This window comes from Nitrospinota bacterium (genome assembly GCA_016235255.1).
In the GTDB taxonomy this organism is placed as follows: Bacteria; Nitrospinota_A; UBA7883; order UBA7883; family JACRLM01; genus JACRLM01.
Genome location: JACRLM010000066.1, coordinates 18,184 through 30,888, shown reverse-complemented (window position 1 = coordinate 30,888; position 12,705 = coordinate 18,184). Strand labels below are relative to the sequence as shown.

The following is a 12,705-nucleotide window of genomic DNA, read 5'->3' as shown; positions in this document are numbered from 1 at the left end:
CACGATCACCAATCAGCTTAATAATCTAACCCATTAAATAATTTGACGCAACAGAACTTTGTTATAACGGGTCTAAAATCTGACAACAAGCTGAAATTACTAAAGAAATTTCGTTTTGTTACTATTAATTTATGCTCCTGTCAGCATCCATATCGTATAAACTGGGATTTCGGGCCCGGTAAGCTGTGTATCATCAGGGAAACAACGGATGGAGATTCTGGTCAGCCGTGTCCAGCGGCGGATTGAAGGGGGGGAATGGGAGCGGCTTGTCAACAAACTCTCGGCTGAAATGAGAGCGGATGTGGAACGTTTCAGAAAATGGCAGGACCGGCATCTTGCGCTGGCGGGAAAACTTCTGATCGCCAAGGCCCTTGAACTTGTTGGCCGCGATCCGGAAGAGATACGGCTGGTAAAAACAAACGAGTTCGGCCGGCCGTTTATCAGCGGGAACTTTGATTTCAACCTTTCACATTCCGGCCAGATCGCCGTGTGCGCGATAAGTTCAACTTGCCGGCTGGGAGTGGACGTGGAAATTGTCCGGGATGTGGACATTTCCGGTTTTGAAAGATACTTCTCCGCCGATGAAATGGAATCAGTCAAAAAGGCGCAAGACCCCCTGGCCCGGTTTTTCCGGATATGGACGATGAAAGAGAGCGCCATCAAGGCCGACGGCAGAGGGCTTTCGATACCTTTGGAGGAAGTGCGGCTTATGGACGGCGCGGCGCGGATCCACGGCAAACTATGGTATATCACCCCCGTCAGCGTGGGGGAAGGTCACATATGCCACGCCGCTTTTGACAGGCATGGCGAGCCTGTCATCGTCAAACAGGCCCAAATCTTTTAAGCCCCGGCTTTCACTTGCGCGGCGGCGACGACGCGAGCACCAGCAAAAGCCCGATAGCCGGGGTCAGCAACAGGGAGGCGAAAAAATAACCCCAGAAGCCGAACTTCCTGTTGATGCCCAAAAGGCCCACAATCCCGCTCAACGCGACCATCAAAGCAACTATTTCCATGTCTTTCCTCCCTGCGCCTTTGCGGGGCGCCATCTCCCCGCCGTATAATCAGTCGATCAAAAGCTCAAACTTGCCGTTCTTCACCGTTTCCAGATACAGCTTGTGCCCTGTTACGTCTCCGTAACGGGTGAAATCATACAGCCCCGTGAGCCCGCGCCACTGCTTGTACACCTTGAAGGTGGAGGCCACTACCACGGGATTGAAACTTTTCGATTTTTCAAGCGACTGCGCCAGCAACGACACCGCCTCGTAACTGCGCGCGGAATTCTGCTCCGGCTCCTCCTTAAAGCGCGCCCTGTATTTGGCGACGAAGGCCGCCATCTCCGGAATGGGGTCGCTCATGGAAAAATGGCTGGCGGACACCACCCCTTCGGCGGCTTTTCCGGCGATCTCCATAAGTTTCGGGGAGTTCAGGGCGCCGCCGGTGAAAATCGGCTGATTAAAGCCCATCTCCCTTATCTGCCGGATCAGGATCGCCCCCGCCGGAAAGCCGCCGGCTATGAAAACCGCGTCAAAGTCCATGTCCTGCATCCCGATCAGCCCGCGCCGGAAATCCGTGTCGGCGTTAAAGTAATTTTTCTGCGATACCACGGTAATCCCGAACTCCTTTGAATGCGCGATCATCAAGTGCGAAAGGTCAACTCCGTACCTGGACTGTTCGTTGGCGATGATCAACTTGGTCAGTCCTTTATTCTTCATGTACTCAAGGGCCTTAGCCGCCACCAGCCTGTCGCTGGAAATGGTGCGGAAAACGGTCTCGAACTTGTGCATCGTAAGGTATGGCGATGCGGCCTGGGGCGCCATGAACAGCATGTCATTGATATGATATGCCAGCGATGAGGCTATGGCCGCGTCGGATGAAAGATGGCCGATGACGGCGATGATGTCCATGTCTTTCGCTATTTTTTTCGCCATCTCCACGCTGACCCTGGGGTCCCCCCGGTCGTCCATTATCTCCAGCGCCAGCTTCTTTCCCATTATCCCGCCGCGTGCGTTAATCTCATCCACCGCCAGAAGCGCGCCGTTGGCGAAGGATTCGCCGGTCTTCTCCCGGGGATAGACAATGCCGATCACCGCCTCCCCGCTGTCCATCACGCGGGCGTTGCGGACAGCCCCGGTTGACTGCCCGTCCTGGCACGACATAATGAAAAAACATGCCGCCAAAACCAGGCATGCGTAAACCGTTCTTCCCGTATATCCGGCGGCCAAAAGGGGCCAGGGCCGCAAACGGCCTTCAGGTGGAAATGTCATTCTTTGCCATTCAATATCACAGGCAGCCCGTCCTTGCCTCCGCCGATCACTATCGTCTTGGCGTTCTGGGATGTCGCCAGCTGCTCGGTGGCCATCACTCCGCGAAGCTTGAGCACGTCGGCGTTCAGCGTCTCCTTCACGGTCGCCTGGAAGTCTCTTATGCCTCGCGCCTCTATGCGCTTGCGCTCCGCCTCCTGCGCCTCTTTCTTCAGGATGAACTCATACGCCTGGAACTCCTGTTCGTTGGTGAGCTTCTTTTCCACCGCCGTCTGGATGTTGGCGGGAAGGCTCACCTTCCTTATAAGAACATCGTCGATCATCACAAATCCGCTGGCGGCGTCGTCCAGCGCCTCGTTGACAAGCTTGCTTAGCACCGATTCCTGCGTGGAATAGACCTCCTCCACGTTCAACTTGCTGATGACCTGCCTTATCGTCGCCTCCACGCTGGGCCACACCACCACGTCCAGATAGTCCGGACCCAGCGATTTGTGCAGGTACCCGAGGAAATCGTAGTCCGGCTGATAGCGTATGGATATGGTGAGCGTCACCGGCAGCCCCTTGGCCGTCATGAAACTGTAGTCCTTCGTCACCACCTGCTTGCGCACGTTGTAGATGTACATCCTGTTCCATGGGGCGATAAGGTACAGCCCTTCAGGGTACACATAGTCGGTCACGGTTCCCACCGTCAGCCTTTTGTACAGCACCCCGGCCCGGCCGGCGTGGATGGTTATCACAATCCTGGGGAAGAATAATATGAACAGGAATATCAGGGTTATGGAAAGTATTATCAGGTAAGGCAGGTTCCGGTACAGCCGTTCCCTGATCCTTTGTCTTAGCGTTTTCTTTTCTTCCATTTTTCCGTCCGCTTTGGTCAAAGTATGTTATCTGTTATCGGTGGCTTCCACAACCCGGCCGTAGTCCATGCGCAACGTCCTGTCGGCGTGCTTGAAATAACGGTCGTCGTGCGAGACGGCTATCACGGTCTTCCCCCGCTCCTTGAGCCCGGACAGGATGGTGTCGTAGAAAAACCGGCGGAACTCCGGATCCTGGTCGGCCGCCCACTCGTCAAACACATATATGGGTTTGTCCTCCAGGAACGACACCACCAGGGCCAGCCTTTTGCGCTGCCCGGTGGAAAGCTCCAGGTTGGAAAACTTGCCGTCCCTGAATTCGGTCTTCTTTTCCAGCATCACCAGGCGCAAAAGCTCGTCCACCCTCCCGTCGGCCACCCCCTCAAGCCCGTAAAGCCTGTCGAAAAGGTGGAAATCGCCGAAGATCGCGGTGAAATACTCCCGGTATCCCTGCATTCCGGAGGCCTCCACAAATTTCCCGTCTATCTTTATTTTGCCCGACCGCGGATTGTAAAGCCCCGTCATAAGCTTTAACAGCGTGGACTTGCCCGATCCGTTGCCGCCCACCAGAAATATGGTCTCTCCCCGCTTTATCTCCATGTCCACAGGCCCCACCTGGAACGCGCTCGCGCCGGTCTGGTCCATATAATTGAACACCAGGTTCTCCAGGGTTATCAGCTCAAAGGCCGGGGTGACGGGGGGCGGGGGGGCGGAAGCGGCGAGCTTCGTGGAGTTGTCTATCATTTCCTCCAGCGAGTACAGGTTTTCTATGGAAATGGAGGTCTTGGAGAATATCTGCACGGACGACACCGCCGCCGTCAGCGGCCCGATGATGAAAAGAAGCGTGGAGGCAAGCTTGGCCACGTCCTTTGCGTCTATCTCCACCATCGCCGGCAGCACGAAGACCATTACGCCCAGCAATGCGTAAAAGAACACCTGGCCGAACATGTAGTCCACAAGAAACTTGCTGTTGGTGTTCAGCTTGAGCCGCTGGGTCTCGTCCGCCACTCCCTTTATGACCCGGTAAATCTCCTCGTTGCGCCTGTGGTTTAGCTTTATCTCCTTAAATCCCGCCAGCACGTGGCTGAGCAGCTCGAAAAACTCCTCTTCCTTGGCGGCGGCCTGCCGCATCTCCCTGTTTATTTCCTTGGTGTTCACGAAATAGAGGGAAATGCCCACGGCGATCGCCGCGACTGTCATCATGAACGCAAGGCCGGATATAATGAATATGTAGGCAAAGCACGCCACAAGCAGTATCACCGACTGCAGCGCGTCCACGATGATGAACGCGGCCTGGGACAACAGCGCGGTCTCCTGGCTTATCCGGGTGTATATCTTGGTGTCCCCGACTCCCTCGATGAATTGCAGGTCCGCCCGGCGCAGTTTGTCCGTGATCCGCACCCGAACCTTGTTCACCGCCACTTCGGCCCCGCTGGTGGCCTCTTCGAGGGCGAATCTTCTGGTGTATATGTAAAGAAGGAGCGCGGCGATGAACAACGAGAACAGCCGGGCGTGTATCTCCCGCTCAGAGGCCATCTGCGCCGCCATGTTGATAAGGCCCAGCAGCACGGCTCCGGAAATGCCGGACACCGTGGCCATTATCAGTATCCTGGTTCCGGGGGACTCCACCTCCCTCCTGTAGAAATTAACGATCGTGGAGAATCCGTAACCGCGGTTTATGTTCGTCATCTTTAATTATGCTGATTGCCACGCCACCAATGAAGCCCCCAAGGGCTCCTAATGATATTACGCGCGGATTGGCTGGTCAACGCCGGAAGAGAAAAACAGGCCAGACAAAAAGCCGCGCTCAAGGCTGGCCGCCGGGCGCGCAAAAATAAAAACCCGCCGGCGCAAAAACACCGGCGGGAACGTTCAACAGTGTTCGCTCAGGCGCCTTTGGCCTTCGCTTCCTTCATTTCGGAGGCGACCTTGATCCCCTCGCAGTACTTCTCGGTGTAATAGTTCTTCATCGCGGCCGGATCGAAGGTGAGCATCGTTCCGCCGGACGCAAAGTGCTGGATGAACACCTTGCCCAGGGCGTACGTAGATGCGCCGCCGGTGAGTGAAAGGGAAAGCCCGCCGGCCGTCTGGCCGACCACGGGTATCAGCTTGAGCAGCGATGCCACCGGAGCCGCGAAAGCGACCGGAGTGAACCCGCCCACAAGCGAACCGATGATCCCCTTGACCGCCTCTTTCTTAAAGCCGACGCCGTAAAGGTTCGACAGCATCCTCACGAGGTTCAGCTGTGTGCCGGTCATGGCCACAATGTCAAAACCGGGGATTGGCAGAAGCCCGAAACCCATGGCCGCGTAAACGTGCTTTCGGACTATTCCCATGGCATCATCTTCCAAATTACCACTCACCGCCGAAGGTTTGTTTTCCAGAGTCTCGTTCATGTTCCGTCTCCAATGTTTGACAAGCGTTTTTGCTCCCCCCTCGCGCTCTACCCCGCTATATATATAAGAGTGCGCCATGAAATTCAACTATATTTTCATGATAGTCGTTTTATGCCTCCTTTCCCGTCCCCGATAAACGTTGCGGACATCCCGATGTTAGGGATAATATCCACAGCGCGGCGCGTGAAACGCGAAACAGGGCTGAAAACGGCGGCAAAAAACGGGTCTGAGCGAATATCGGCTTGAATTAAACGCCGCGATGGTTTGAAATAAACAAACGTGGCGCCCGTAGCTCAGCAGGATAGAGCAACGGACTTCTAATCCGTAGGCCGCAGGTTCGAATCCTGCCGGGCGCACCATTTTTCAATGCGCCGGGTCCGCGCCCGCGGTATTGGAAGGCGCTGTCGCAGTGATTTTCCCGCGCTTTTAGCCCGCCAGGGTCTGGCTGTCTAACGGGCGGCCCCGGAACGGGCCCGCCTTATTCCGATATCGTAAAACGCGAACACCGCCAGGTACGCCGCCAGAACCACAAGCCATTCGGAAGCGAAGATGTACCTTTCCTGCGGATGCAGATACACCGAGCATATGAACGAATGCAAAAGGTGCCCAAGAAAAAGGGCCAGGCAGACGGCTCCGATTTCCGCTTCAAGGAGGGCCAGGGCCGCCAGCGTCAGCAGAATATACGGGATGTAATTGACCAGCGACAGCCCCAGCGCTTCGCTTCCAAAACGGGTCATCAGTCTGGCGCCGTAATAGAATCCCTCATATGTGACACGCAGCCATTCCATGCGGTGGGCGGCCAATATCAGCGGCGCGGTCTTTTTCATCAGCGCCTCCGGGTCTTTTCCCGGCGTCTGCGCAAAGGCCTTGCCCGCCACGTCAAAAAAATTCGGGTCATAAAACTCGAAATCGGGAACCTCGCGGCGGTCGCGGCCGCGCAATATTTTCAAATCGCTTTCTTTTTTAAACTCCAGGCATTTCCTGATAAAAGCCTTCGCTTCCTCGTCCGGCAGATTGGCGATGTCCTCCTCGGTGACAAATTGAAGGGCCACGCGCATCTGTGTCTGGCTTTGCATCGAGGACACGGAACCAGACATGGAAACATAAATGCCCCCGAAGAGCAGCGCCGGGATCAGGCTGTATGCAAGCCAGCGTCCGCGCTTTCTTGAGTAAAGGATGACAGCCACCGCCCCCAGGAAAAGGACGGTATATGCGCTGTCCGGCCTTGCGGTCATGGCAAGCCCGGAGAAAAGGGCGCAGGAAGTGGACAAAATCAGGCCGGGCCAGCGCAACGATAGTAAAAGGGACGAGACGGCCAGCAGAACAAATGACTGCGTGAGCGTCTCGGCCAGCAGCGCGCTCCCGCCGGAGTAAGGATTGACAAGAAATCCGGACAGGTAGAACCAATAGCAGAACACGAACGCCGGGAATGTGGTCACAACGGCGGAAAGGCTGAAAAACAGGGCCAGCAACGAAAAGAACAGAACAATCTTCTGCGCCCTTGCCACGGCCACGAAGCGGCCGCGTTTCGCGTTGAAATCATGCAGGTCCTCCCTGAGGTTGTCCCCGGCCACAAGCTTTATGAACAGCGGATAGCCGTATGTGCGGTAACTGTCGGCCGGAGGCATATACCCGGACGAATCGGGCTGCAAGGAGACTTTGTCCCAATCGGGAGCCTCGAAGCTGAGCACGGTAAGGGCGATGACCCCCGCGAAAAATATCCGCCCCGGGATGGCCCAGTCCACGGACACGATAAAGCCGCGGATCCGTGGCGGGTATGACCTGAGCGAGTAAAGCAGCGCAAGCAGCAGCGTCAAGGAGCCGATAACGCTCCACAAAGGGACGTCCGGGCTTATTTCGATGGACTCGATGGCCGCCCATGAACCTTTCGCCGAGCTTAAGTGGACTATGGTGTTGGGCCGGAGCAAGTTGGCGGGGACATGCACCGTGAACGCGGACTTTCCGCCGGCCTCAAGCCACTTGCCTTCGGACTGGCCGCTTCCGGCGGGTGTTTGAAACATTCTCAAAACGCGGCCATCGGCTTCCACCATTAGCTCCGGAGGTTGGGAGGGGTGGGTGTCGGCAAGTTTAATGACAAGCTCCGCGCCGGCCAAGGAATGGACTGGAAGCGCAATCTTTTTGGCCCCTGGGCCGGCCCATTGGTCCTGCGGGCCGGGAATTTGAAACGGTATTTTCCCGGTCGAAGGATCGGCCGCATACTCCGATATCCCCCGCCAGAAATCACCGCGCGCATTCTGGTCTGGGTAGTAAATGGAATGGTTATACATCTGGAAAACCGCGGTGAAAAGGGCCAGGCATAATGCCCCTGAAACGGCCAGCATGACGGCCCTTGCGCGCATATTCATTTGCCGATTTTACCACCGCCGGGCGCGTCCACGCCAATTCCTTGGGCGGACTGCCAGTTGGCAAGGCATGCGCTCATTTTCTCCCATGTGAAAAAACTCCGCTTTTCGTAGTACAGCCTCCCTTCGTGGGGGCGCTGGCCGATCCGCCCGGCCGAGACCGGCTGAAGCAGTTGGGAGCCCTTGGTCAGATAATGGAACATGACGCATGGGAAAAGCCCAAGCCATGTTTTAGCCTGGGATGGATAGCACAGGCAAAGGCGCAGGAACCGGAAACGGTTTTTCCATGGAATCCTTGTTCTTGTGGCCTGGCCGTTTTCCGGCAGCGGGAGAAACACCCTGAACAGAGGGCCGGGGAGCTGATAGCTGTTATATAGCGAATACTGCCGGACGATTTCCAGCATTCCCCGCTCCCGCGCGATATGAGCCACTAACGCATGAAGCGCGTCGTGATCGGGATGCCCCCCCTCCCATGCCGGCGCATATATCGCCGCCACGCGCTCAAAGCCTGTCAGCCAGCCGCGTATCCATCCGGCGGCGGTCTCCAGATGCTCCGGCAGTCCGCCGTCGGGGATACCCAGTTCCGTGCCAGCGAAGAAGACATCCTGCCGCTGCGCTCCCAACCGCTTGAGCACGGCCAGAGACTCCGCGTTGCGGCGTTCACTTATAACCATGCCGCCATCGGTAATATAGACGCAACAAACACGATGGCCTGATTGCAGATCATCGGCGATCTGCTGAAAGACTCCGTACTCGTCGTCCTGATGGGGGAAGAAGAACAGGGCCGCGGACTTGCCGGCGCTCATGTCAGTACGCGTCAAAGTCGAGAAGGGAAAAAACGGTCTTTTGCGGATCAAGGACGCGGCCACGCCCGGTCAAATCCCTGAAAATCAAATTAAGTGGTGACGGCTTGAACCGTTCCGGAAGATTTATATACGCCGATTTCGCCCAGTCGTATTCAGGATTTAGTCCTATCCATACGTTAAGCGGATTCCATCGCAAATGGCCTGCCTCCGGCGGCGCGACTCCGGCGGGGTCAATATCATTCATGACGGCCCATATCCCGTATTTGCCGGTGTGGGCGAATACGGACATGGATCCAACTCGTTTGATGCACCTGTACTTTGCCCCCGGCCTGCGCAGACGCCATGAGAGCGTTTGCCCGTCCCAGCTTTGGATATAGTCCCGCTCCTCCCCGCCGCGCCCCGGAGATCGGGCGATTGGGCCAGCGCCGATCTTCACGTCAAGGGGGCAGACCAGTTGGAAGCGCAGTTGTCTTCTGAAAAGCAAGGTGCTGTTTGCGTTGGCTACACCGGCGGCGAAACCAAAACCGCGTTCACAAGCGCTCTCAAACGTCCGAGATCCCAATGCCTTGAAGTATCCCCTGGCCCTGTGCGCGGGGCTCACGGCGATATTCAGCGACAGCAGCCCTTTTTCAAGCTCGCCGAAAAGGCGCGCCTTGACCGGGATGGCCGCGTAATGGGCGACGATCTCCCCCTTGTCCCACGCATTGAATATTTCAGCCCGCCCGGAGGGATTTTCACGATACAGCCAGTTTATATATTCCCGGGTAAAGCCCGCGTCCGGCCAGACAACCTTTAGCAATGAGACCGTTTTGCCGATCTCCTCGTCCGTAAGGCTCCCTTTGACATACTCCACCGTCTCCTGGCCCATGGAAGCGCCGTCCGCAATCACTTCAGCTTTTTTGAGATTGGCCATGCGGGCCTTGCGCTAACGTCAAACGAGAGGAAAGCCAGGATCAACTGCGCCCCCAGGATCACAGGCAGCGCCGCAAGCATCACGGTGCCTGCCGTGGCCGCCTCGCCCCTGGCCACGCTTGTGATCCAGTGGTAAAGCCCGAAAACGGTCCCGAAGGAGCCCATGGCAAGCCCGGCGGCAAGTTCCAGCGAGGCGATGTTAAAGTCGCGCAGATAATAGTTGTAAATTATCCGCTTGAACAGGTTTGCGATATGCCGGGCGGAGAACTCGAAGAAAGAGGAGGTGACGCTAAGGCCGCTCTTCTCGTCGCCGTATTTTGCGTTCATGGGCATGTCCGCCACCACGGCCTGTATGGTGTTGAGCCGGAATAGCATGTCGGTCTCGAAAAAATAACGGCGGCTTATTTTTTCCATGGGCAAAAGCCGCAGTACCGTGGCGTTTATGGCGGTGAATCCGTTGGCCGGGTCGAATATGTCCCAATAACCTGTCGAAAGCTTGGCCAGGAATGACAGGCCGATGTTGCCGAACCAGCGCACCGCGGGCATGGAGCGCGCCGCCTCCAATGAAAAAAAACGGTTCCCCTTGGAATAGTCCGCCTCTTCGTCTATAAGCGGCTTTACAAGGCGCGGGATCATGGCCGGGTCCATCTGCCCGTCGCCGTCGAGCTTCACGATGATGTCCGCGCCCTCTTCAAGGGCCTTTGCGTATCCGGTCATCACCGCCCCGCCAACCCCCTGGTTGATATCGTGGAATAGGACCCGCACCCTTGGATCGCGGCATTTTTCCTGGACCCTCTGGCCGATTTTTTCCGGGCATGCGTCGTCCACCACATAGATTGAATTTACCTCCGGGCCGATCCTTTCGATCACCCCCAGCGCCATATCTCCCACCTTGTAGCAAGGAATCACAACGGCTATACGTGGGCGGACTTTTGGCGTCTCGTTGCCGCCCGGAGAAACTTCCGCTGTGTGATCTGTCATCTGCCCCATATAGCCGGATTCGAAATATTTATGTTTTTATCTACCAATCAAGATCGGCCTTGGCGGGCATTATATCAGCTTAATCGTTGGCTGGGTGTGTTTGAGCCAAGTTGCCCGGTGAGCGTAATACCGCTCCCAAGGGGAACGAATCGCTGTCCGGGGTGTTGTAGCCCGCAAGGGCGGTCGCCACGGACTTTCCTGTGTAACGCCACCGTCCCGGTGGCAATTGCCGGCAAGATGCCGGCGCTACAAAAGCGGCGCCCCGCCCCTCTTATTTTTGCGGTACGCCGTTTCACATGGGATAATTGTTTTTTTAATTCCGGAAGCATGATGAAAAGGTTTCTTCTGGCGCTCTTCGCCGTTGCGCTGGCCGCCCAGGCCGGTTGGGCGCAGCTTGTGCCGAGCAAAAGCGTGGTGGAGTTCTCATACGTCCCCGCGCGCGAAAGCCACGAGCGGGGCTCTTCTTTCCCCGTCCTGTTCCGGCTGCGTTTCAAGGAGGGTTGGCACGGCCAGTCGCATACTCCTTCGATGGAAGGGTTGGTCCCCACTGTCATCGCCTTGGCCGGGACGGACAAGATAAGCCCCGGCAGGGTGATATACCCCTCCGGGAAGATGGCCAAATTCTCCTTTTCACCGGAGCCTCTTTCCGTTTACGAGGGGGACACTTATATCGGATCGAGCCTTGCGATCGCGCAGGACGCTCCCGCCGGGGAACATTCCGTCCGCGCCACGCTTACGATCCAGGCGTGCAACGACAAGTCTTGCCTGGCGCCTTCCAACGTGCAAATCTCCGTTCCGCTGAAAGTCTCCGAACCGGGCAAACAGGGAGCGCCATTAAATGAGGATATATATAGCGCCAACGAAGGGCTTTTTAAGCAATCCGCCGGGGATGGAGCCTCCACAGGATCAAAGAACCAGATCGAGGACTATCTTGCAAAGCACGGGCTGGCGCTCACTTACCTTTTCGTGTTCATCGGCGGGCTGGCGCTAAACCTTACGCCGTGCGTGTATCCGCTCATCCCGGTGACGGTCTCCTATTTCGGCGGGCAGAGCGAAAAGAAAAAAGGGAAACTGTTCGTCCATGCGCTGCTCTACCTTCTGGGCATGTCGGCCATGTATTCGTCCCTTGGGCTGTTCGCGGCGCTCACAGGCGGCCTGTTCGGCGGGGCCCTGCAGCATTGGGCCGTGGTGCTGTTAATCGCCGGGGTCATGGCGGGGCTGGCCTTCGCCATGTTCGGTTTTTACGAGATAAGGATGCCTTCCTTCCTTATGGACATGGGGGGGAAGAACCGCGAGGGGCTTGGCGGGACGTTCATGATGGGGCTTACGGTGGGAATAATCGCCGCCCCGTGCATCGGGCCTTTCGTGCTGGGGCTTCTGACGTTCGTGGGGGAAAAAGGTGATCCTGTATTGGGATTCACCATGTTCTTCGCGCTGTCGCTGGGGCTGGGCTTGCCGTTCGTGGCGCTGGCGCTGTTCTCCGGCGGACTATCGTCCCTGCCGCGTTCCGGCGTGTGGATGGTGTGGGTGAAGCAGGTGTTCGGATTTATCATGCTGGGCATGGCCATTTATTTCCTGGAACCGCTTATCCCTAAAACCTTGTACAAACCCGCCATCGGCGTGTTCATCATCGGCACCGGCGTTTTCCTGGGGTGGATATCCTCTGTCAAGGCCGGCGGGGCTGGCCTTAAAACAGCAAAATGGACTCTGGGCGTTGCCCTGATTGCGATGGGGGGCTATATCGCATATCCGGCAAAATCAACCTCCGGCCCGGCCATTGATTGGCGCGCCGCTTCCAGCGAGGCCATCGCCGCCGCAGCCGGGAAACCTGTGATAGTGGACTTCTCCGCGGAGTGGTGCCTCCCCTGCAAGGAGCTGGACCGTTTCACATTCACGGACAAGCGGGTGATTGAGCTTTCTTCCGGTTTCATAATGCTCAAGGCGGACGTCACCCATGGCGGCGACGTGCGCATGGATGAATTGAAAAAGCGATATAACGTGGCCGGTGTCCCCACCATCGTATTTATAGACTCATCCGGCGCCGAGAAACCGGAACTTCGGCTCACAGGTTTTGAAGAGGCGGAGCTGTTTGTGAAAAGGATGGAGTCCGTTTCAGGGAGATAGCAAACCCG

General features: G+C 56.9%; 11 protein-coding genes and 1 tRNA gene. 3 read left to right on the top strand and 9 right to left on the bottom strand.

Annotation, left to right across the window (positions count from 1 at the left end; all coding sequences use genetic code 11):
• The first annotated feature begins 208 nt into the window (after positions 1–208).
• Positions 209–844: a 4'-phosphopantetheinyl transferase superfamily protein gene (locus HZB29_08555; protein ID MBI5815643.1), complete on the top strand. Its 636-nt coding sequence runs from the start codon at positions 209–211 to the stop codon at positions 842–844.
• Between the two features lie 10 nt (positions 845–854).
• Here HZB29_08555 and HZB29_08550 read toward each other — a convergent pair whose 3' ends face one another.
• The 5 genes from HZB29_08550 to HZB29_08530 all read right to left on the bottom strand — a co-directional run bounded on the left by HZB29_08550 (position 855) and on the right by HZB29_08530 (position 5,511).
• Positions 855–1,013, bottom strand: coding sequence for a hypothetical protein (locus HZB29_08550; protein ID MBI5815642.1), 159 nt, complete (start codon positions 1,011–1,013; stop codon positions 855–857).
• A gap of 48 nt (positions 1,014–1,061) precedes the next feature.
• Positions 1,062–2,156, bottom strand: a complete 1,095-nt coding sequence (locus HZB29_08545; GenBank protein MBI5815641.1) for an ABC transporter substrate-binding protein — start codon at positions 2,154–2,156, stop codon at positions 1,062–1,064.
• A gap of 104 nt (positions 2,157–2,260) precedes the next feature.
• Entirely contained in the window at positions 2,261–3,118 is an 858-nt protein-coding gene (locus HZB29_08540; GenBank protein ID MBI5815640.1) for a prohibitin family protein, read from the bottom strand.
• A 27-nt stretch (positions 3,119–3,145) separates the two neighbouring features.
• The gene (locus HZB29_08535; GenBank protein MBI5815639.1) at positions 3,146–4,804 is read right to left on the bottom strand and encodes a cyclic peptide export ABC transporter; all 1,659 of its coding nucleotides are present in this window, start codon (positions 4,802–4,804) and stop codon (positions 3,146–3,148) included.
• Positions 4,805–5,001: 197 nt separating this feature from the next.
• Positions 5,002–5,511, bottom strand: coding sequence for a DUF697 domain-containing protein (locus tag HZB29_08530; GenBank protein MBI5815638.1), 510 nt, complete (start codon positions 5,509–5,511; stop codon positions 5,002–5,004).
• Between the two features lie 282 nt (positions 5,512–5,793).
• On the opposite strand from HZB29_08530, the gene HZB29_08525 reads away from it, so the two are divergent.
• A tRNA-Arg gene (locus HZB29_08525) sits at positions 5,794–5,870 on the top strand.
• Between the two features lie 90 nt (positions 5,871–5,960).
• Here the strand turns inward: HZB29_08525 and HZB29_08520 are convergent.
• The 4 genes from HZB29_08520 to HZB29_08505 are packed head-to-tail and all read right to left on the bottom strand — an operon-like array spanning position 5,961 to position 10,573.
• Positions 5,961–7,877 (bottom strand): hypothetical protein, encoded by a 1,917-nt coding sequence (locus tag HZB29_08520; GenBank protein MBI5815637.1) that lies wholly within the window; start codon positions 7,875–7,877, stop codon positions 5,961–5,963.
• A complete protein-coding gene (locus HZB29_08515; protein ID MBI5815636.1) occupies positions 7,874–8,680 on the bottom strand; it encodes a PIG-L family deacetylase in 807 nt (268 codons plus the stop codon). The genes HZB29_08520 and HZB29_08515 overlap by 4 nt, the downstream gene beginning before the upstream one ends.
• A gap of 1 nt (position 8,681) precedes the next feature.
• Complete coding sequence (locus HZB29_08510; protein ID MBI5815635.1) at positions 8,682–9,593, bottom strand: GNAT family N-acetyltransferase; 912 nt, start codon at positions 9,591–9,593, stop codon at positions 8,682–8,684.
• Positions 9,566–10,573, bottom strand: a complete 1,008-nt coding sequence (locus HZB29_08505; protein MBI5815634.1) for a glycosyltransferase family 2 protein — start codon at positions 10,571–10,573, stop codon at positions 9,566–9,568. The genes HZB29_08510 and HZB29_08505 overlap by 28 nt, the downstream gene beginning before the upstream one ends.
• A 330-nt stretch (positions 10,574–10,903) precedes the next feature.
• On the opposite strand from HZB29_08505, the gene HZB29_08500 reads away from it, so the two are divergent.
• Positions 10,904–12,697, top strand: a complete 1,794-nt coding sequence (locus HZB29_08500) for a thioredoxin family protein (GenBank protein ID MBI5815633.1) — start codon at positions 10,904–10,906, stop codon at positions 12,695–12,697.
• Positions 12,698–12,705 lie beyond the last annotated feature (8 nt).